This window comes from Burkholderia sp. B21-005 (assembly GCF_020843965.1).
Lineage (GTDB): Bacteria > Pseudomonadota > Gammaproteobacteria > Burkholderiales > Burkholderiaceae > Burkholderia > Burkholderia ambifaria.
Genome location: NZ_CP086301.1, coordinates 1,716,993 through 1,738,458 on the forward strand (window position 1 = coordinate 1,716,993; position 21,466 = coordinate 1,738,458).

A 21,466-nucleotide genomic window follows, 5' to 3' on the forward strand; every position below is an offset into this window, starting at 1 on the left:
CGCATGAACCCTGTTTTCTCTCTTTCCTTCCCGCGCCGCGCATCGTGCGTGCTGGCCGTGGCCAGCACGCTGCTCGCAAGCGCCGCGCACGCGGCGATCGTGCCGGACCGCACACGCGTGATCTTCAACGAAGGCGAACCGGCCGCGATCGTCACGATCACCAACAAGAGCACGACGTATCCGTATCTCGTGCAGTCGTGGCTCGAGGACACGCGCGGCAACAAGATCACGTCGCCGCTGATGGTCGTGCCGCCGCTGCAGCGCGTCGAGGCGAACGAGCGCAACGTGCTGCGCATCGCGAAGCTGCCGGGGGCCGCGCTGCCGGCCGATCGCGAATCGGTGTTCTATCTGAACATCCGCGAAGTGCCGCCGAAGACCGATACGCCGAACACGCTGCAGATCGCGCTGCATACGCAGATGAAGCTGTTCTATCGGCCGAAGGGCGTGCAGCCGGCGCGTGACGAGGACTGGACGCTGCCGATGACGCTGCGCGTCGACGCGGCCGCGCACCGGCTCGTGTTCGACAATCCGACGCCGTACCACGTGACGGTGGTCGACGTGACGGCGGGCGCGCAGAAGACGCCGGTGCCGATCGAGCCCGTGATGGTGGACCCGATGAGCACGGCCGACGTGCCGTTCAAGGCCGCGACGCCGTCGACGCTGTTCATCACGCATATCGACGATTACGGCGGCCAGGTGGCGGTCGAATATGCGTGTGATGCGGGGGCTTGCAAGAGCGTGAAGCGATGAGCGGCGCAATGCATGAACGGCCCATGCCGGCGCAATGGTTGCGCTGGATCGTGCTCGCATTGCTGGTCGTGGCGGCGCAGCCCGCGTGGGCGTTGCGGTGCCTGACCAACAGCGGCGCGACCTCGCTGACCGAGCCGATCGGCGGCGTGGCGTCGTATCCGACCGATGCGCCGGACGGTTACGTGATCTGGGTCTCTCCGGTGCGCACGACGTCGGGGTATTGCTACAAGGACCTCGGTGACGCCGGCAGCCTGAAAGTCGTCGACAACATCTATTTCTACGCGAACCCGAATCGCACGGACCCGGCCGCATGGGGGCTCGAGATCGGCATCCGCTACCGGGGCATCGACTATTTCGACAAGACGAGCAATCGCGGCGGCGGCGTGTTTACCGGCTATTCGGTGCCGCCGTGCAGCAGATACGATTTCGATCGCGGGCGTTGTCAGCAGACCCGAATCAGCATCGACTATCAGGTCGTCGTGCGCAAGAAGGGCAACTGGGTCCAGCCGCCGAGCGATATCTACACGGTCTTCCAGTTCGACGGCGAGTTCGGGCTGAATGCGTACAACCCGAGCTTCCAGTACCGGTTGAGCGGCCTGCGCAACCTCAAGCCGACGCCGTGTTTCGTCGACGTGCTCGTCACGCCCGAACCGGGCGTTGTCAACTTCGGACAGGTGCAGGCGGCGGGTAACGGCTTCATGCCGGCGGTGCCGCGCAAGCGGTTCTCGTTGTCATTGACCAAGAAATGCAACGTCGCGGTGCGGGTCGACGGGTATTTCGAAACGAGCTTTCCGGTTCAGAACGGGTTGCTGGTGCCGGCGAAGGACAGCAATTTCGGTATTGGCATCGAGGACAGCCAGGGCAAGGCCATTCCGTTCAATCAGCAGTTCACGCTGGCGCAGTTCGCGTCCAACGTGATGAATCAAAGCGTGTTGATGGACGCGGTGCTGAAATCGTTCGGTCCGCCGAAGATCGGGCGATTCGATGCGACCGCAACGATCCGGTTGTTCATCTACTGACGTAACGTGCCACCTGCACGCGATGAAAAAAGCGCCGGCGTGCCGGCGCTTCTTGCTCAACCGCGCGGTGCGATGCTCAACGCACCCAGCGGCACACCTTGTGATGGTGATGCTCGAAGTGGCACACGCGGTGCGGATGCGCTTCGGCGATGGCCGGCACGAGCACGGCGGCGGCAACGGCCGCGGCGGTCAGGGTTTTCAGTAGCGTCTTCATGTCGAGGTCCTGTCGTTCGGTGTCGGGGCACGGGAGGGGAAGGCATTACCACTGCGGGCGCTGGTCGTCGCGGCGCTCGTCCCTGCGATCGTCACGGCGCTCGTCGCGACGGTCGTCCCGGCGATCGTCATAACCGCGCGGATGCCGCGCTTCCCAGTCGTGGCGCTCCCAGTAGCGTTGTCCGTCCCAGTAGCGATCGCCATGCCAGCCGATCGTCACTTCAGCCGGGCCAGGGTAGGCGACGCAACCGGTCAGCATCACGCTCGACAGCGCGCCAACCATGACAGCGGATAACACGATGGATTTCATGTCGTTCTCCCTTGGAAACGGCAATTCGATCGTACGAGCCCCCAAAATTTCGCGTGGTAATAAGTTGCTACGGCACATGACAGCCGTAGGCTTTTAGTCAAACCGATGAAAGCTTGTGCCATCGCCATCCACGCGATGTGCGTCGCGCGATCGCGCCGTGCGCGCGGCACGGTGGCGTGCACGGCATGGATGCGGGGCCGCTTCCGGCATCGGGCCTCTTCCTTTCACGCGGAAAGCTAGCTGAATGCAGCGGCATCCGTGACTCCCGGTCCGTCCGCCAAAACGCCGATCCCATCGATTGATCAGACAAATCCGGATAACCGAAAGGGGTATTTGTTAATCGGATTGAGAATGATTTGCGTTTACGCTAAATTGCCTTATCTCGGAATTCGACGGAGCAGATCGATGGCAATGGCGGAAGTGTTCGAACGCCCGGCAGCGGCAACGGCGAACCCGTTCCTCGGCGGTTATCCGGACCTGCCGTCGCGCCCCGCGCCGCGTGCGCGTCGTGCCGCGGAGCCGCATGCGCACGGCGCGCTGCTCGACGTGCTGATTGCCCATCGCGCGATGCTCGTCAACGTTGCGCGCGGCTTCGTCGGCTGCGCGAGCCGCGCCGAGGACGTCGTCCACGACGTATTCGTGAAGCTCGTCGAATTCCCGAACCAGGACGCGGTGCGCCAGCCGGTCGCGTACGTGACGCGGATGGTGCGCAACGCATCGATCGACGCGTGCCGCCGGCAAAGCCTCGAGAACGTCTATCACACGGAAGAGGACGACGGCTTCGACGTGCCGTCGCCGGAACCGACGCCCGAGGCCGCGCTGATGACGCGCGACACGCTGCGCCGCGTGTGGGCCGCGCTCGACGACCTGCCGGCGCGCAGCCGCGCGGCGTTCGAGATGGTGCGGCTGCGCGAGGAGACGCTGCAGACCGCGGCGCGCGCGTTGAACGTGTCGCAGACGCTGGTGCATTTCATGGTGCGCGACGCGGAGCGGCACTGCGCGGAGTGTCTCGACGCGTGCCATCGCGGCGTCGCGTGTCCGGTGTTTCTCGGCGGTCGCGCGCGGCGCCGGTAAAAAATCGCGCCGGCCAATCGTCTTCAAGACAGGAGCGGCCGATTCGACAGTTCGCCGCTTCGCTTCCTTCAACCGTCTCCCGCTTTTTTCCGATCATGACGCAAGCCACGACGCCTTCCGCCGACACCGACGACCTGGTCTACACGGTCGTCATCAACGACGAAGAACAGTATTCGATCTGGCCGACGTTCCGGCCCGTGCCGGCCGGCTGGCGCGAGGTCGGCGTGCGCGGCCCGAAGGCCGACTGCCTCGCGCACATCGAGACGGTCTGGACCGACATGCGCCCCGCGAGCCTGCGCCGCGCGATGGACGGCGAGCGCGCGACGCGCGCGTCGTGACCCGTTGCGCCGCGCTGGCGGCGCGCCACCTGAAGAGGACGTTGCATGACCCTGCTTTCGTTGCCGACGCTCGACGACCTGCGTATCGAGCCGGGGCTGCCCACCGTCGTGTCGCCGCGCAGCGCCGACGGCATGTCGATCGACGAAGTCGCGCCGCTGGCGCGTGCCATCGCGGCCGACACGCTCGAACGGGCGGGCGGTGTGCTGTTCACGGGCTTTCACGTGCCGTCGATCGATGCGTTCCAGCAGTTCGCGGCATCGTTCGGCGATCCGCTGATCGGCTATGAATACGCGTCGACGCCGCGCAGCCAGGTCGAAGGCGCCGTCTACACGTCGACCGAATACCCGCCGCACCGCGCGATTCCGCTGCACAACGAGCAGTCGTACACACGCGAGTGGCCGCTGCGGATCTGGTTCCATTGCGCGCTCGCGGCGCCGAAGGGCGGGGCGACGCCGATCGCGGACAGCCGCGCGGTCTATCGCGCGCTCGATCCGGCGCTCGTCGCGCGCTTCGAGCAGCGCGAGCTGCTGTACGTGCGCAATTTCGGCCAGGGGCTCGACCTGCCGTGGCAGCAGTCGTTCGGCACCGACGAGCCGGCAGAGGTCGAGCGGATGTGCGCGGCGCGCGGGATCGAATGCACCTGGCGCACCGACGACGACGGCGAACTGCTGCTGCGCACACGCGAACGCTGCCAGGCCGTCGCGCGCCATCCGCGCACCGGCGACCGGGTGTGGTTCAACCAGGCAAACCTGTTTCACCTGTCCGCGCTCGACGACGACATGCAGGAAGCGCTCGTCGATGCGGTCGGGCTCGAGAACGTGCCGCGCAACGTGTACTACGGCGACGGCGCGCCGCTCGAGGCCGACGCGCTCGCGGAAATCCGCGGGGTGCTCGAGCGCCAGCGCATCGTGTTCCCGTGGCGCACGGGCGACGTGCTGATGCTCGACAACATGCTGACCGCGCATGCGCGCGATCCGTTCGAAGGGCCGCGCAAGGTGGTCGTGGCGATGGCGCAGAGCTACACGGTCCCGCGCGCGACCGAACGGAGGACCGATGACGCGTAGTACCGCCGCGCTTGCCGCGCGCGGATTGACGGTGGGTTATCGCGACCATGTCGTGATCGACGGGCTGGACCTGTCGATCGCGGCCGGCCGCGTAACGGCGCTGTGCGGCCCGAACGGCTGCGGCAAGAGCACGCTGCTGCGTACGCTCGCGGGCCTGCAGCCCGCGCGTGCGGGCCACGTCGACGTGAATGGCAGGCCGCTCGCGTCGTTTCGCCGTCGCGCGCTCGCGCGCGAGCTCACGATGCTCGCGCAGTTCAACCAGATCCCGTCGGGGCTGACCGTGCGCGAGCTCGTCGCGTACGGACGCTACGCGTATGGCGGCTTCCTGCGCGGGCTGTCGCGTGCCGACCATGCGGCGATCGACGAGGCGCTCGACACAAGCGGCCTCGCCGGCGATGCCGAGCGTGACGTCGGCGCGCTGTCGGGCGGCGAGCGCCAGCGTGCGTGGATCGCGATGGCGCTCGCGCAGCAGGCGCCGATCGTGCTGCTCGACGAGCCGACGACCTATCTCGACATCCATCACCAGCTCGACATCCTCGACGCGCTGCGCGCGCTGAACCGCGCGCGCGGGCTGACGATCGTGTGGGTCCTGCACGACCTGAACCAGGCGGCCGCGTACAGCGACGAGATCGTGCTGATGCGGGCCGGCCGCCTCGTCGCGCAGGGGTCGCCCGACGCGATGCTGGAGCCGGCGCAGTTGCGCGCCGCGTTCGGCGTCGACATGCTGAAGCTCGCGCATCCCCAGACGGGCGCGCCGATGTGCGTGCCGGCCTACGGGCCGCCGGCGTCCGGCACGCCGCACGCGTTCGAGCACGCGGTCGACCGGGATATCGCCGTATGACGACGGTCGCGGTGCGCAAGCGGCTCGCGGCGAGCGGGCAGCGCACGGTATCCGGCCGCCGCGCCGGTGCGATCGCGCTCGGCCTCGTCGTGCTGATCGCCGTGCTGGCGGTGCTGCGCGTCGCGCCGGACCTGCGCGTGTGGTGGGGCGCCGTGCCGGGCAGCGACGCCGCCGCGCTCGCGGGCGTGTTCCTGTTCGATCTCAACCTGCCGCGCGTCGCGGCCGCGCTCGTCGCGGGCGGCTGTCTCGGCATTGCGGGCGCGCTGTTCCAGTCGCTCACGCGCAACCCGCTCGCGTCGCCCGACCTGCTCGGCGTGACGGGCGGCGCGCAGCTCGGCCTGCTCGCGGCGATGCTGGTGCCGGCGCTCGCCGGGGTCGCATCGGTGCCGCTGCTGTTCGTCTGCGGACTGATCGCCGCCGCATGCGCGATCGTCGCGGCCGGAGGCTGGCGCGCGACGCCGCTGAGGCTCGTGCTCGCGGGCAGCGTCTGCATGCTGCTGTTCGCGGCGCTGTCGACGCTCGTGCTCGCGTTCTTCGAGCAGAACATCGCAGGCGCCGCGCTGTGGACCAACGGTAGTCTCTATCAACCAGGCGCGACCGGGCTCGCGCTCGCCGCGCGCTGGCTCGTCGTGCCGCTGGTCGCGCTGCCGTTCGTGATCCGGCCGCTGAATCCGCTCGCGCTCGGCGACGAGGCGGCGGCCGCGGCCGGCGTGCGTGTCGATGCGACGCGGCTCGCCGCGACGATCGTCGCGGTCGCGTTCACGAGCGTCGCGGTCAGTATCGCGGGCCCGCTGTCGTACGTCGGGCTCGTCGCGCCGAACCTGCTGCGCCAGGTGCGCGGGGCCCGCGCGGCGCGGCTCGGCGTACTGGTGCCGCTGTCGGCGCTCGCGGGCGGTGCGCTCGTGCTGGTCACCGACAGCGCGGTGCTCGCGTCGGGCCTCGACGCGACGCTGTCGACGGGTGTCGCGATCGCGCTCGTCGGCACGCCGCTGATGCTCGCGATGATCCGGCGCGGCGCCGCGTGGTCGGGTGTGCTGCATGCGCAAGCCGAACGCGCGGCCGGCAGCGGCTCGACGCGCTTGGTCGGCTGGCTCGAAGGGCTCGGCTGGCCGCTGCGCACCGTGCTGTTCGTCGCGGCTGGCGTGCTCGCGGTGTTCGTCGGCGTGTCGGCCGGCCCCGAATGGCTGTCGCCCGCGCGCTGGTCCGCCGCGCTGTCGGGCCACGATGCGCTCGCGCGGATGCTGATCGACCTGCGCATGCCGCGGCTGCTGTGCGCGCTCCTCGCGGGCGCACTGCTCGCCGTGAGCGGCGTCGCGATGCAGAGCGTCGTGCGCAACCCGCTCGCCGGCCCCGAAGTGCTCGGCGTCACGCAGGGCGCGGGGCTCGTCACGTTGTTCGCGTTGTCGACGTGGCCGCTGATGGGCCACGTGACGCTCGCAGTAGCCGCATTGACCGGCGGTGCGCTGTCGCTCGCGATCACGCTCGTGCTGAATCATCGGCATCGTTACGCACCGCTCGCGGTCGCGCTGACCGGCATCGCGATCGGCGCGCTGTGGACCACGCTCGCGCAATGGCTGATCACGCAGGAAAGCGTGCAGCCCGCGCGCTTCGTCGTCTGGCTCGTCGGCGGCACCTACGGCCGCAGCTGGGGTGAGGTGTCGATGCTGCTGCCGTGGTGCGTGCTCGCGGTCCCCGTATTCGCATGGCTCGCGCGGCCGCTCGACATGCTCGCGCTCGGCGACGACCAGGCGGCCGCGCTCGGCCTGCCGGTCGCCGCGTTGCGGCCGCTCGCGCTGACGATCGCGACGCTGGCGGCTTGCGCGGCCGTCGCGGCCGTTGGGCCGGTCGGCTTCATCGGGCTGATGGCGCCGCACGTCGCGTCGATGCTCGGCGCACGCCGGCATCGCACACGGCTGTGGCTCGCGGCCGCCTGCGGCGCGCTGATCCTCGGCATGGCCGATCTGGCGGCCCGCACGGTCGTCGCGCCGCGCGAAGTGCCGGCCGGCGTGCTGACCGCGCTGATCGGCGCGCCGTACCTGCTCGGGCTGCTGATCGTCGAGGGGCGCCACGCCCGGCGCACGGGGCGATGACACCGGCGCTCGACGGCGCATGCGCCACGCGCTTCTCCGCGTTCGCGCCGGAACCGTTCGCCGAGCATCTCGACGTCGTGTGGCTCGGGATGCCCGACGACACGCACGCGCCGGGCCGGATCGTCGTGCCCGTGAGCGCGCTGCCCGAGCATCGAGACGCGGTGCTCGACGCGATGGTCCGCCACTACGGCGGCGATCCGGCGCAGCATGCGCGCGCGCTGATGTCGCAATGGAGCAAGTACTACTTCGGCCGCGCGGCGCCCGCCGGCGTGGTTGCCGCGCTGACGCTCGGCCGGCCGCTCGACATGGCGCCGGAACGCACGTTTGTCGCGCTCGACGACGGGATGCCGGCCGCGCTGTATTTCGCGCCGGACGCGCTCGGCGCGCCGTGCAGCGATCCCGCTCCGCGCTATGCGGGGCTCGTCGCGCATCTCGGCGCGGTGATCGACCTGCTCGCGGCAATGGGCCGCGTCACGCCGCGCGTGCTGTGGAGCAACGCGGGCAACCTGCTCGACTATCTGCTCGACACGTACCGGTCGCTGCCGTGCGCGGCGGATCCCGTTCGGGATGCGGACTGGCTGTTCGGCGCGTCCTGCGTGCGCGGCGAGTCGAATCCGCTGCGCCTGCCGGTGCGCGATGCCGTGCCGCGCTCGCCGCTGCTGCCGACACCGTTTCGCGCACGCCGCGTGTGCTGCCTGCGCTATGAAATTCCTGGAGAAACGCAACTGTGTGGAAGCTGCCCCCTGCTATTGACGATGGACGACGCGGCGCTGACCGGGCAGGACGCGATCCGGTGACGCGTGCCGGCCGCCGCCATGCGCTCGGCGCACTGGCCGCGCTCGGCGCCGCGTGCTGCGGCGCGCTGGTTGCACCGGCCGTCGCGCTCGCTGACGACGCGCACGGCGGGCCGGGCAGCACGGCCTCGCCACCGGGCCACTCGCTTGCCGGCAACCCCGTCGTATCGCAGGCGAGCGCGACGATGCCCGTGCGGCCGCAACGGGTGGTCGCGCTCGACTTCATGTTCGCGGAAAGCGTGATCGCGCTCGACCTCGTGCCGGTCGGCATGGCCGATACGGCGTTCTATCCGGGCTGGCTCGGCTACGGGAGCGACCGGCTCGCGCACGTGACCGACATCGGCTCGCGCCAGGAGCCGGGGCTCGAGGCGATCGCCGCGGTGAAGCCCGATCTCATCATCGGCGTCGGCTTCCGGCATGCGCCGATCTTCGCCGCGCTCGACCGGATCGCGCCGACGATCCTGTTCCAGTTCAGCCCGAACGTGTCGGAAGACGGCGTGCCCGTCACGCAGCTCGACTGGATGCGGGAGATCTTCCGGACGATCGGTGCCGTCACCGGGCGCGACGCGCGCGCGAAAGCGGTCGACGCGCAACTCGACGCGGGAATCGCCCGCAATGCGGCGCGGCTCAGCGCGGCCGGGCGCAGCGGTGAACGCATCGCACTGCTGCAGGATCTCGGTCTGCCCGACCGCTACTGGGCCTATACGGGCAACAGCACGTCGGCCGGGCTGGCGCGCGCGCTCGGGCTCGATCCGTGGCCGCGGAAGCCGACGCGGGAAGGCACGCTCTACGTGACGTCCGCCGATTTGCTCCGGCAACGCGATCTCGCCGTGCTGTTCGTCACCGCAACGGGGATGGATGTGCCGCTGTCTTCGAAACTCGATTCGCCGGTGTGGCGTTTCGTGCCCGCGCTGCGCGACCATCGGATCGCGCTCATCGAGCGCAATATCTGGGGGTTCGGCGGACCGATGTCGGCGCTCAAGCTGGCTGACGTGATGACCGATACGATGCTGAAGCTGCCGGCCGTCGTGCGTTGAACGGCAGCAGCGCATCGTGAGCGGGCGGGGTGGTGTGGTCGGGAAACCGCGTTGCCGTCCGCATGCCGCCCGAACGGGCTGCAACATCCCGTGGCGTCACGCGTATGCAGGCACGCCGGACAACATTTCCTTCTGAATTTTCCGAATCTTCCCGATCCTTCCAACCGGACGCCGCCTGCGCGCCGCAATCGCTGCGCGCAGGCGGGCGGTGTTCACCACATGCTTACGCACTCAGCGCATCGGCACCTGCTTGTGCGCGTGAACGCGCGGGCGTCGTGTCGCTGACGATCTGACCGTTGTCGAGCTTCAGCAGTCGATCGGCGAGATCGAAATAGCGGTCGTCGTGCGTGATCACGATCACGGCCTTGCCGCGTGCGCGCAGCTCGGGCAACAGCTGCTCGTAGAACACCGCCTTGAACGACGGATCCTGGTCGGCCGCCCATTCGTCGAACAGGTAGAACGGGCGGTCTTCCAGATACGCGACGACGAGCGCGAGCCGCTTGCGCTGCCCGGTCGACAGCGCACGGTTCGAGAACGCGCCGTCGACAACCTTCACCTTGTGATCGAGCGCGAGCTTCGCGACCAGCGCGTTCGCGCGCGCATCGGCCTGCGTGCGCGCCGGGTCGTCCGGATCGACGATGCCGAGCAGCGCATCGAACAGGTGGAAGTCGTTGAACACCGCGCTGAAGCGCTGCCGGTACGCGGCGCGCTCGCGCCAGCCGATCGTGCGGCCGTCGACCTCGATCGTGCCTTCCTCCGGCTCGTAGAGTCCGGTCAGCACCTTGGCGAGCGTCGTCTTGCCGCTGCCGTTGCCGCCGACGATGAACACGAGCTCGCCCGGCCGAATCGTCAGGTTGATCGGCCCGATGCGGAACATCCGCTCGTCGCGCTCGTGGAAGTACGCATGCGTGACGCCGCGCAGCGTGACGGCGCCGGCCGGCGGCACATCGGGCGCGTCGCTGGCGGGCGGCACCGTGCGCAGCGCGCCGAACTCGGCCATCACGCCTTCGATGCGCCCGAGCGACACGCGCGCCGCGTTGACGGTCGGCAGGTTGTTCAGCAGCCCGTCGAGCGGCACCAGCATGAACAGGAACACGACGACGTAGCCGGCCGCCGTACCGGCATCGGCATGCACGCCCAGCTGCGGCCAGAACGCGGCCGCGCCGAGGAACACGTAGAACAGGAAGATGATCCAGCCCACGCCGACCGCATACGCGCTGAACGCGCGGCGGCGGTGATCGCGCACCTCGCCGATCGCGGCGCCGAGCTGGCCGTCGACGAACTGGCGTGCGCGCGCGTCGTGCAGCTTCAGCTCCTTCGCGCCGGAGAACAGCGAGCCGAGATAGCCGAACAGGCGGTCCTGCGCCTGGCCGGCCGCTTCGAGCGACGCGATCGCGCGGCGATCGCCGGTGTGATAGCCGAGCGAGCCCGCGACGATCGCGGTCAGCGCGAGCAGGCACACGGGCCACGACAGCCACGCGAGATAGCCGAGGCAGCCGAACACGATCGAGCCGTGCATCACCAGGTTCGGCAGCGCGAAGAACAGCATCGACACGTTGGTCGCGTCGTCGGTCAGCACCGACTGCACGGGCGCCGCGCCGATCCGCTCGATGTCGCGCAGCTCGGCCGCGCCGACGCGCCGCGCGAGATGCACGCGCAGCCGCGCCATCGTGTCCTGCGACAGCCGGGCGAACAGCGTGCCCGACACGATGCGCGTGACGAGCGCGATCACCGCGCACAGCGCGAAGCGCCACGCGAGCGACGCCTCGGCCGCGCCGGGCTGCGCGAGCGCGCGGTTCAGCGTCGCGACGAGCAGCACGCTCGCGACGCCGTTGAGCACGCAGGCGACGAGCGCCAGCGTGAGCGACGCGCGGCTTTCGCGCAGCAGCGCGAGGATCAGGCGGGCCGCGGGGCGGCCGGGGGAGGCGTCGAGGGACGGCGGGGAAGAAGGCTCGTGGGCGGCTGTCATCGGCAACGTCGGTAAATGAAGGGCAAGCAAACCAGGCGGAAACGGCAAGACTGACGCGAAAGCAGCGTGCGGGCCGGGCCCGGTTGCGGCTTTCCTTCCTGATAGACGAACGGGCCGCGCAAATATTTAGCCGAGTCGTCAAAAAAAGCATCAGTTCGGACTTTGCACGCAAAACGGTAAAAAACCGGCCGCGCCGTTCGTCACACCAGTGAAGCCGCCCCTTGCGGCCCCGAGACTTGGCCGAAGCGGCCGGACCGAAGGACTTCACGCACATGACGAGTTTCCCGACTGCGTTGCACCACCGAATTCGCGACCTGGCGCGCCGTGCGCCCGACGCGCCCGCGCTCGCCGCGCCTTTCCAGAACGACCTGCGCCTGTCGCGCGGCGCGCTCGACGCGCGTGCGTCGCACCTGGCCCGTCAACTGCGCGCGGCCGGGGTCGGCGCGGAAGTGCGGGTGGGCGTCTGCGTCGAACGCTCGTGCGAGCTGTTCGTCGCGCTGCTGGCCGTGCTGAAGGCGGGCGGCGTGTTCGTGCCGCTCGATCCGCGTCATCCGGCCGCGCGCCTCGACTGGATCGTCCGCGATGCGCAGCTGCGTCACGGGATCGTCGATGCGGCGGGCCGCGCGGCGCTCGGCGCACCGTTCGAACACGCGTTCGACGCGATGTCGGCCGCCGGTGACGGCGCGGATGCCGCCGCGTTCGCCGACGACGAAGACGTGCCGGTGCATCCGCGCGCGGCCGCCTACATGATCTATACGTCGGGCTCGACCGGCACGCCGAAGGCGGTGGTCGTCGAGCACGGGCCGCTCGCCGCGCATTGCGACGCGCTCGCGGCCGCGCTGCCGATCGAAGGCGGCGACCGCCTGCTGCATTTCGCGTCGGTCAATTTCGACGCCGCGCACGAATGCTGGCTCGCGCCGCTCGCGGTCGGCGCGAGCGTGACGATTGCGCCGCCGCAGCCGTTCGCGCCGGATGCCGCCCATGCGCTGATGGTGCGCGAATCGGTGAGCGTCGCCGCGTTTCCGCCGGCCTACCTGCGCGAATTCGCGGCGCACGCCGCGCGCGACGGCGTGCCGCCGGCGCTGCGCGTGCTCGCGTTCGGCGGCGAAGCACTGCCGCAGCAGGCATTCGAATTCGTGCGCCGCACGTTCCCGTCGGTGCGCCTGATCAACGGTTACGGGCCGACCGAGGCCGTGATCTCGCCGATGCTGTGGCCGGTCGAGCCGGGCGACACGCCCGAGCTGGCCGTCCACGATGCGTATGCGTCGCTGCCGATCGGCCGCGTGATCGGTCCGCGTGTCGCGCGTATCGATGGCGACGAGGCCGGTGAGTCGGGCGAGGGCGGCGAGTTGCTCCTCGGCGGCGTGTGCATCGCGCGCGGCTATCACGGCCGCCCGGCGCTGACGGCCGAACGCTTCATTCCCGATGCGCACGGCGAGCCCGGTGCGCGCGTGTACCGCACCGGCGACCTCGCGCGCCTGCGCGCCGACGGGGCATTCGATTATCTCGGCCGTCTCGACGACCAGGTCCAGGTGCGCGGCGTGCGCGTGGAGCCCGCGGAAATCGCCGCGTGCCTGCGCACGCATCCGGCGGTGGCCGACGCGGCCGTGATCGCCGAAACCGGCAACGGGCCGACGCGGCTGATCGCGTGCGTCGCGCTGCGCGCGGCCGCCGCCGACGCCGCGCTGAAGGCGCACGTGGGCGCGCAGTTGCCCGCCGCGTGGCAGCCGCACCGGTTCGTGCGCTGCGCTGGGCTGCCGTATACGCTGAACGGCAAGATCGACCGTGCCGCGCTGCGCGAGCGTATTGCCGCCGCGCGCGACACCGAACAACAGGCGGGCGACGCACCGCGCACGCCGACCGAAGCGCAGATCGCCGGCTTCTGGCAGACGCTGCTCGGCCTCGATGCGACGCCGTCGCGCGACGACCGCTTCTTCGCACTGGGCGCCGATTCGCTCGCCGCGATGCAACTGCAGGCCGCGATTCGCGCCGCGTTGCGCGTGAACCTGCGGCTCGACTCGCTGTTCGCCGATCCGGCGCTGGCTGAACTCGCCGCGCACGTCGATCGCGCGGAACGCGAAACGGGCGGACCGCTGGCCGCGATCGCCGCGCGCCGTGTGCCGGCCGATCTGGATGTGCCGCACGTCGATCGCGCGGCATCGCTCGCCCAGCAACGCTTCTGGGTACTCGCGCAAACGCGCGACGCAAGCGCTGCCTATCACATCGCCGCGCACTGGACGATTGACGGCGCGCTCGACCGCGCGGCACTGCAGCGCGCGCTCGATCACGTGATCGAGCGGCACGACGCGTGGCGCACGACGCTCGTCGACAACGACGACGGCATCGTGATGCAGCGCATCCATGCACACCTGCCGGTGGCGATCACGACGCTCGACCTGCGCGAGCAACCGCCGGCGGCACGCGACGCGGAAGCCGCCCGCATTGCCGAACGCGACGCGGGCGCGCCGTTCGATCTGTCGCGCGGGCCGCTGCTGCGCGCGACGCTCGTCGTGCTCGCCGACGAGCGCCACCGGCTGCTGCTGACCGCGCACCACGCGATTACCGACGGCTGGAGCTCGCGCTGCGCATTCGACGAGTTGTCGGCCGCGTACCGCGCTTACGCACAAGGCCGCGAGCCGTCGTTGCCCGAACTGCCGATCCAGTACGCCGACTACGCGGACTGGCAGCGCGACATGCTCGCCGGCGGCGAAGGCGAGCGTCAGCTCGACTACTGGCGCGGCGCATTGCGCGACGTGCCGGGCCCGCTCGCGCTGCCGGTCGACCGCCAGCCGGGCGCGACGCGCACGCTGCAGGGCGCACGCGTGTCGGTCCGCCTGCCCGACGCGGCGGCGGCCGACGTGCGGTGTCTTGCGCGCGACGCGCAGGCCACGGTCTTCACGGTGCTGCTGGCCGCGCTCGACGCATGGCTGTCGCGCCTGACCGGCGAGACGGACGTGGTCGTCGCGGTGCCGGTCGCGCATCGTCAGCGCCCGGAGACGCGCGCGCTGCTCGGCCTGTTCCTGAATACGGTCGCGCTGCGCGTGCGCGTGGCGCCGACGCTGCCGTTCCGCGCGCTGGTCGACGCGGCACGCACGGCGGCACTCGACGCGGTCGCGCACCAGGACGTGCCGTTCGAGCGCGTCGTCGATGCGGTGAAGCCGCCCGTCAAGCGCGGCGACGAATGGCTGCGCGTGAAATTCGCGCAGCAGTTCGATGCGCGGCACGATAGCGTGCTGCCGGGCGCGACCGCGGTGGCGACGCCGGGCCCCGATCTCGCCGCGCGCTTCGACTTCGCGCTGGACTTCACCGACGACGCGAACGGGATCGAACTCGTCGCCGCCTACGCGACCGACTGCATCGACGCCGATACCGCGCGCGCATGGCTCGACAGCTATGCGGCGCTGCTCGCGTGCGCCGCACATGAACCGCAATGCGCGACGGCCGCGCTGCCGTGCGATGCGTCGCCGGCGACGCGCCAGCCGCGCGACGGCCGTGCGCTGAGTGTCGAACACGCCGACATCGTCGCCGCATTCGCGCGGCAGGCGGCCGCCTATCCGCATCGCGTCGCGTTGGCCGATGCGTCGGCGTCGCTGACGTTCGCCGAACTCGACGACGCGTCGAACCGCATCGCGCACGCACTGAAGCTGCAGGGCGTGACGGCCGAAGCGCCCGTCATCGTCTGCATCGAGCGTTCGGCCCGCTTCGTCGTCGGCCTGCTCGGCGCGCTGAAGGCCGGCGCGCTGGCCGTGCTGCTCGACCCGGCGCAGCCGGCCGCGCGCCTGGCGGCCGCGGCCGCCGATTGCGGCGCACGCCGGGCGCTCGTCGCGGATGTGGCCGCGTGGCCGGCCGGCCTCGACGCCCAGCCGCTCGACGTCGACACGCTCGCGCAGGACGCGACGCTCGCCCATGCGGCCGGCGTGCGCGTCGCACCGCATCCGGAACAGGGCGCCTATCTGATCTATACGTCGGGCTCGACCGGCACGCCGAAGGGCGTCGTCGTGTCGCACGGCGCACTGGCCGATTACGTGCAGGGGATGCTCGACGAACTCGCGTTCGCGCCGGACGCATCGTTCGCGATGGTGTCGACCGTCGCCGCGGACCTCGGCCACACGACGCTGTTCGGCGCACTATGCGCGGGCCGCACGCTGCATCTGCTGCCGGCCGCGTGCGCGTTCGATCCGGACCTGTTCGCGCAGGAAATGCGTCGCCGCGACGTCGGCGTGCTGAAGATCGTGCCGAGCCATCTGCAGGCGCTGCTCGACGCGCGCGTGCCGGCCGACGTGCTGCCGCGCCACGCGCTCGTGACCGGCGGCGAAACGCTGACGTGGGCGCTCGTTGCGCGCCTGGCCGCGCTCGCGCCGGCCTGCCGCGTGATCAACCATTACGGGCCGACCGAAGCGACCGTCGGCGCGATTGCATGCGACACCGCGTCGATCGCGGCCGATACGCGCGATCCGGCGAGCGGCGTGCCGCTCGGCGTGCCGCTGCCGAATGCGCGCGCGCTGGTGCTGGACGCGTTCGGCGCGTGCGTGCCGGCCGGTGCAACGGGCGAGCTGTATCTGGGCGGGCCGGGCGTGGCGCGCGGCTACCTGAACCGACCGGCGCAGACCGCCGAGCGCTTCGTGCCCGATCCGTTCACGCCCGGTGCACGCCTGTATCGCACCGGCGACCGCGTGCGTCTGCGCACGGACGGCCGTCTCGCGTTCCTCGGCCGCATCGACGATCAAGTGAAGATTCGCGGCTATCGCGTCGAGCCGGGCGAGGTGAGCGCGGCGGTGCGCGCGGCCGGCCCGATCGCGCAGGCCGAGACGCTCGCGATCGAGCACGACGGCCGCCTGCGGCTCGCGACGTTCGTCGTGATGCGCGACGGCGCGGCATTCGACGAGGCCGCCGTGCGCGCGGCGCTCGGCGCGACGCTGCCCGACTACATGGTGCCCGCGCAATTCGTCGCGCTCGCCGGCCTGCCGGTGACCGCGAACGGCAAGATCGATCGCGCGGCGCTGCGCGAACGGGCGGCCGCGCCGGTGGCGACGGCTTCCGGCGACGCGCCGCGGGGCCCGGTCGAGACGGCGCTCGCCGAAGTCTGGCAAGCGGTGCTGAAGGCGCCGCACGTCGGTCGCGACGACAACTTCTTCGAACTCGGCGGCGACTCGATCCTCGTGCTGCAGGTGATCGCGCGCGCCCGCAAGCGCGGCGTGCGCTTCACGCCGAAGCAGCTGTTCGATGGCCCGACGGTCGCCGAACTCGCACGCATCGCGAAGACCGGGGACGCCGCCGCTGCAATGACGACCACGCCGGCGCCGGCGCAGTCCGCACCCGCTGCCGCGGCGATCCTGACGCCCGCGCAGCAGCGCTTCTTCGCGCTCGACGTGCCGCATCCGGGCCACTGGAACCAGTCGGTCGCGTTCGACGTGCGCGGCCCGTTCGACGCCGATGCCTTCGCGCGTGCGTTCGATGCGTTGCTGACCCATCACGACGCATTCCGTCAGCGCTTCGCGCGCGGCGCGGACGGCAAGTGGCACGCGAGCGATGCGGCGAAGCCGTACGACGCGCTGCCGTTCGTCGAAGTCGCCGCCCGCGACGAAGCCGACGCACTGGCGCGCTTCGACGCGTTGCAGTGCCGCCTCGACCTTGGCCGCGGGCCGCTCGCCTGCGCCTGTGCGGCGCGGCTGCCGGACGGTTCGACGCAACTGTATCTGGCGATCCACCATGCGATCGTCGACGGCGTGTCGTGGCGCATCCTGCTCGACGACCTGGACGCCGCGTATCGCGCCGAATGCGAGGGCGTGCCGGCTCGCCTGTCGCTGCCGGGCCTGCGCGCGGATGCATGGGCCGCCCGCCTGGCGCGTGCCGCGACGCAGCCCGCATCGCCGTTCGCTGCTGAAACCGCATACTGGGCCGGCATGGCCCACGGCGACGACCTCGTGCCCGACCATCCCGACGCACCGGCGACGAACGCCGATGCGGCCGTGGTCGTGCAGACGATCGACGCGGCATTGACCCGCGCCGCGCTGACCGACGCACACGCCGCGTATCGCACGCAGACGATCGAACTGCTGGGCGCGGCGCTCGCCCTGGCGCTGGCCGGTGCCGGCAGCGCCGCGTCGTGCCGCGTCGAACTCGAAGGACATGGCCGCGAAGCGCTGTTCGACGATGCGGACGCGAGCCGCACGATCGGCTGGCTGACGAGCCACTATCCGGTGACGCTGCCGGTCGAAGCCACCGCGCGCGACACGCTGTGCGCGGTCAAGGATGCGTTGCGCGCGGTGCCGCACAAGGGGCTCGGCTTCGGCGTGCTCGCGCACTACGGCGATGCGGCGACGCGTGCGGCGCTGGCTGCCGTGCCGCGTCCGCGCGTCACGTTCAACTATCTCGGCCAGTTCGACGCGCCGCGCGCCGCGACGCTCGTGCCGCGCTTCGGCGGCACCGGCATCGAGCGCGACCGCCAAGGCCCGCTCGGCAACACGCTCGCGATCCATGCGTACCTCGATACCGATCGCGACGGCGCACGCACGCTGAAGGTTCACTGGGTCTACGGCGCGCCGCAGTTCGAGCGCGCGACGATCGACGCATTCGCGGAGCGCTTTGCCGCCGCACTGCGCGAACTCGCCGATGCCTGCGCGTCGCGGGTCGCGCATCGCGGCGGCGGCGCGACGCCGGGCGATTTCCCGCTTGCGCAGGCCGCCGGCCTCACGCAGGCCGCGATCGAACGCGCGCCGCTCGACTGGCGCACGATCGACGACGTGTATCCGCTGTCGCCGATGCAGCAGGGGATCCTGTTCCATGCGCTGTTCGTGCCCGGTCACGCCAGCTACGTGAACCAGCTCGTCGCGACCGCGACGGCGCTCGACGCCGACCGGCTCGCGGCCGCGTTCGGCGCCTCCGTCGCGCGCCACGACATCCTGCGCACCAGCGTGATGCCCGACGAGGCCGCGCCGCTGCAATGCGTGCATCGCCATGCGCAAATGCCGGTCGAGCAGCTCGACTGGCGCACGCGCGGCGACACGCTCGACGCCGATTTCGACGCGTGGCTCGTGGCTGACCGCGCCTGCGGTTTCGACTGGCGCGAGCCGCCGCTGATGCGGCTCACGCTGATCCGCGTGACGGACGACGCGTGGCGCGTCGTCTGGACGCGTCACCACGTGCTGCTCGACGGCTGGAGCACCGCGCGGCTGCTCGCGGACGTGCTGCGCGACTATCGCGACCCCGATGCGGTGTCGCCGTTCGCGAGCCGCCCGGCGCTGCGCTATCGCGACTTCATCGCGTGGCTCGGCACCCGCGATCGCGCCGCGGACGAACGCTTCTGGACCGACCGGCTCGCGCGGCTCGATGCGCCGACGCTGATCGCCGAACGCGTGGCCGATCGCGCCGACGCCGAGATGGTCACGTGGCGCGCGACGATCGACGCGGATGCGATGACGCGCATCGCACAAACGGCGCGTGCGCTGAAGCTGACCGTCAACACGCTGGTGCAGGGCGCGTGGGCGCTCGCGCTGCAGCGCATGACGCACCAGCCGGCCGTCGCGTTCGGCGCGACCGTCGCGGGCCGTCCCGATGCGCTGGCGGACGTCGACACGGTGCTCGGCCTCTTCATCAACACGCTGCCGGTGATCACGGCGCCGGCGCCGCAGCAGCGCGCGGCCGACTGGCTGCAGGCGCTGCAACGCGAGAACGCGGCCGCCGCCGAGCATGCGCACACGCCGCTCGCCGATATCCAGCGCTGGGCGCGCGGTGCCGGCGGCGCCCTGTTCGACACGCTGGTCGTATTCGAGAACTATCCGGTCGACGAGACGGTGCGCGACGCCGATCCGCGTGCGCTCGCGCTGAGCGACGTGCGCAGCATCGAAGCGACCGATTTCGCGCTGACGCTCGTGATCGAGAGCGGTGCCGAGCTGACGATCGACTACGGCTACGACACCGCGCGCGTCGATGCGCACCAGGTCGAGACCTGGCACCGCGCGTTCGCGTGCGCGCTCGACGCGCTGGCCCGCACGCCGGATGCGCTGCTCGGCACGCTGTCGATCGCCGATGACGCGGCGCGCGCCGCACTGGCGCGCGCGCAGGACACCGCGCGGACGTGGCCGCACGCGCAACGGCAGCCGCTGCATCTGCAATTCGCGGCCGCCGCACAGGCGACACCCGATGCGATCGCGCTCGAATACGCGGATGCCGACGGCGCCGTGCAACGCGCGACCTATCGCGAACTCGACCTGAACACGACGCGCGTCGCCGCCGCATTGCGCCGGCGCGGCGTGCGGCCCGATACGCCCGTGGCGTTGTGCGTCGAGCGCTCGTTCGACATGGTGACGGCGCTCGTCGGCGTGTTGAAGGCCGGCGCGGCGTACCTGCCGGTCGATCCCGACTATCCGGCCGAGCGCATCGCGTACCTGCTGCGCGACGCGCGGCCGGCGGTCGCGATCACGCAGGCTCATCTGCGCGAGCAGGTCGAGGCCGCGCTCGGCGACGACGCGACGACGCAGCTGCTGACGGTGGCCGATCTGCTCGCCGACGAAGCAAACGAGGCGAACGAAGCGAACGAAGCGAACGAAGCCGCCGCCGACGTCGCGACCGACATCGACGACGCCCGCCTTGCGTACCTGATCTATACGTCCGGCTCGACCGGCAAGCCGAAGGGCGCCGGCAACTCGCACGGCGCGCTCGCGAACCGGATCGCGTGGATGCAGCACGCGTACCGGCTCACGCGCGACGACGTCGTGCTGCACAAGACGCCGTTCGGCTTCGACGTGTCGGTATGGGAATTCGTGTGGCCGCTCGCGATCGGCGCGAAGCTCGCGATCGCCGCGCCCGGCGACCACCGCGATCCGGCCCGCCTCGCGGCCGCGATCCATGCGCACCGCGTGACGGTGCTGCACTTCGTGCCGTCGATGCTGGCCGCGTTCGCCGCGTATCTCGACGATTTCTCGGCCGCCGCGCAATGCGACAGCGTGCGCCTGATCGTCGCGAGCGGCGAAGCGCTCGCGCCCGAACTCGTCGCGAAGGTCGCACGGCTCATGCCGAACGCGACGCTCGTGAACCTGTACGGGCCGACGGAAGCCGCGATCGACGTGTCGCACTGGACCTGCGGCCCTGACGACGCGAGCGCCGTCGCGGTGCCGATCGGCCATCCGATCGCGAACCTGCAGTTGCACGTGCTCGACGCGGCATGGCAGCCGGTGCCGGCCGGCGCGACCGGCGAACTGTATCTGGCGGGCGCGGGCCTCGCGCGCGGCTATCTCGGCCGCCCCGGGCTGACCGCCGAGCGCTTCGTGCCCGATCCGTTCGTGCCGGGCGCGCGCATGTATCGCACCGGCGACCTCGCACGACGCCGCGCCGATGGCGCACTCGACTACCTCGGCCGCATCGACACGCAGGTGAAGCTGCGCGGCCAGCGGATCGAACCCGGCGAAATCGAGGCGCTGCTGCGCATGGCGCCGGGCGTGCACGACGCGGTCGTGATCGTGCGCGACGAGCAACTGATCGGCTATGTCGCACGCGGCGACGCGGCGTCGCTCGACCGTGCGGCACTGCTGGATTCGCTGCGCGCGCAGTTGCCGGCGTACATGGTGCCGTCGCAACTGATCGAGCTCGACGCGCTGCCGGTCACGCCGAACGGCAAGTGCGACCGCCATGCGTTGCCGGCGCCGGTGCGCGAGGCGGCCGCGGCCGTCGAGCTCGCAACCGACACGGAGCGCGCGCTCGCCGCGATCTGGCAGCGCGTGCTGCATGTGGACGCGATCGGCCGCGACGACGATTTCTTCCTGCTCGGCGGCCACTCGCTGCTCGCGACGCAGGCCCATGCGCAGGCGAACCTGCACTGGGGTCTCGCGCTGCCGCTGCGCACGCTGTTCGACACCCGCACGCTCGCACGCTGCGCGGATGCGATCGACGCGGCCTGCGCGGCACAGGGCGGGACCGACGCGGCGAGCGCGATCGACGCGCTGCTCGGCGAACTGGAAACCCAATAAG

The 21,466-nt window shown here is 70.9% G+C and carries 13 protein-coding genes; 10 read left to right on the forward strand and 3 right to left on the reverse strand.

The window, feature by feature from the left end; all coding sequences use genetic code 11:
* The first annotated feature begins 3 nt into the window (after positions 1 to 3).
* On the forward strand, positions 4 to 750 hold the full coding sequence (locus LMA02_RS08130; protein ID WP_228907563.1) for a molecular chaperone: 747 nt from the start codon (positions 4 to 6) through the stop codon (positions 748 to 750).
* Complete coding sequence (locus tag LMA02_RS08135) at positions 747 to 1,769, forward strand: fimbrial protein (protein WP_228907564.1); 1,023 nt, start codon at positions 747 to 749, stop codon at positions 1,767 to 1,769. The genes LMA02_RS08130 and LMA02_RS08135 overlap by 4 nt, the downstream gene beginning before the upstream one ends.
* A 76-nt stretch (positions 1,770 to 1,845) precedes the next feature.
* Here LMA02_RS08135 and LMA02_RS08140 read toward each other — a convergent pair whose 3' ends face one another.
* Complete coding sequence (locus LMA02_RS08140; protein WP_014897078.1) at positions 1,846 to 1,983, reverse strand: HHHH-motif protein; 138 nt, start codon at positions 1,981 to 1,983, stop codon at positions 1,846 to 1,848.
* 45 nt (positions 1,984 to 2,028) lie between these two features.
* Positions 2,029 to 2,292 (reverse strand): hypothetical protein, encoded by a 264-nt coding sequence (locus tag LMA02_RS08145; protein ID WP_228907565.1) that lies wholly within the window; start codon positions 2,290 to 2,292, stop codon positions 2,029 to 2,031.
* Positions 2,293 to 2,697: 405 nt separating this feature from the next.
* On the opposite strand from LMA02_RS08145, the gene LMA02_RS08150 reads away from it, so the two are divergent.
* The 7 genes from LMA02_RS08150 to LMA02_RS08180 all read left to right on the forward strand — a co-directional run bounded on the left by LMA02_RS08150 (position 2,698) and on the right by LMA02_RS08180 (position 9,531).
* Complete coding sequence (locus tag LMA02_RS08150; RefSeq protein WP_228907566.1) at positions 2,698 to 3,366, forward strand: RNA polymerase factor sigma-70; 669 nt, start codon at positions 2,698 to 2,700, stop codon at positions 3,364 to 3,366.
* Positions 3,367 to 3,461: 95 nt separating this feature from the next.
* Positions 3,462 to 3,704, forward strand: a complete 243-nt coding sequence (locus LMA02_RS08155; protein ID WP_006753776.1) for an MbtH family protein — start codon at positions 3,462 to 3,464, stop codon at positions 3,702 to 3,704.
* Positions 3,705 to 3,749: 45 nt separating this feature from the next.
* Positions 3,750 to 4,769, forward strand: coding sequence for a TauD/TfdA family dioxygenase (locus tag LMA02_RS08160; protein WP_175660743.1), 1,020 nt, complete (start codon positions 3,750 to 3,752; stop codon positions 4,767 to 4,769).
* Positions 4,759 to 5,610 carry an ABC transporter ATP-binding protein gene (locus tag LMA02_RS08165; protein ID WP_165751372.1) on the forward strand — a complete coding sequence of 284 codons (852 nt, stop codon included), beginning with the start codon at positions 4,759 to 4,761 and terminating at the stop codon, positions 5,608 to 5,610. Before LMA02_RS08160 ends, LMA02_RS08165 begins: the two co-directional genes overlap by 11 nt.
* Complete coding sequence (fhuB, locus tag LMA02_RS08170; protein WP_228907567.1) at positions 5,607 to 7,700, forward strand: Fe(3+)-hydroxamate ABC transporter permease FhuB; 2,094 nt, start codon at positions 5,607 to 5,609, stop codon at positions 7,698 to 7,700. Before LMA02_RS08165 ends, fhuB begins: the two co-directional genes overlap by 4 nt.
* Positions 7,697 to 8,497, forward strand: a complete 801-nt coding sequence (gene fhuF / locus LMA02_RS08175) for a siderophore-iron reductase FhuF (protein ID WP_228907568.1) — start codon at positions 7,697 to 7,699, stop codon at positions 8,495 to 8,497. The genes fhuB and fhuF overlap by 4 nt, the downstream gene beginning before the upstream one ends.
* Positions 8,494 to 9,531, forward strand: a complete 1,038-nt coding sequence (locus LMA02_RS08180) for an ABC transporter substrate-binding protein (RefSeq protein ID WP_228907569.1) — start codon at positions 8,494 to 8,496, stop codon at positions 9,529 to 9,531. The genes fhuF and LMA02_RS08180 overlap by 4 nt, the downstream gene beginning before the upstream one ends.
* A 223-nt stretch (positions 9,532 to 9,754) precedes the next feature.
* On the opposite strand, the gene LMA02_RS08185 is transcribed toward LMA02_RS08180, so the two are convergent.
* Positions 9,755 to 11,500, reverse strand: coding sequence for a cyclic peptide export ABC transporter (locus tag LMA02_RS08185; RefSeq protein ID WP_228907570.1), 1,746 nt, complete (start codon positions 11,498 to 11,500; stop codon positions 9,755 to 9,757).
* 272 nt (positions 11,501 to 11,772) lie between these two features.
* Here LMA02_RS08185 and LMA02_RS08190 point away from each other — a divergent pair, with 272 nt between their 5' ends.
* Positions 11,773 to 21,465: a non-ribosomal peptide synthetase gene (locus LMA02_RS08190; RefSeq protein ID WP_228907571.1), complete on the forward strand. Its 9,693-nt coding sequence runs from the start codon at positions 11,773 to 11,775 to the stop codon at positions 21,463 to 21,465.
* Position 21,466 lies beyond the last annotated feature (1 nt).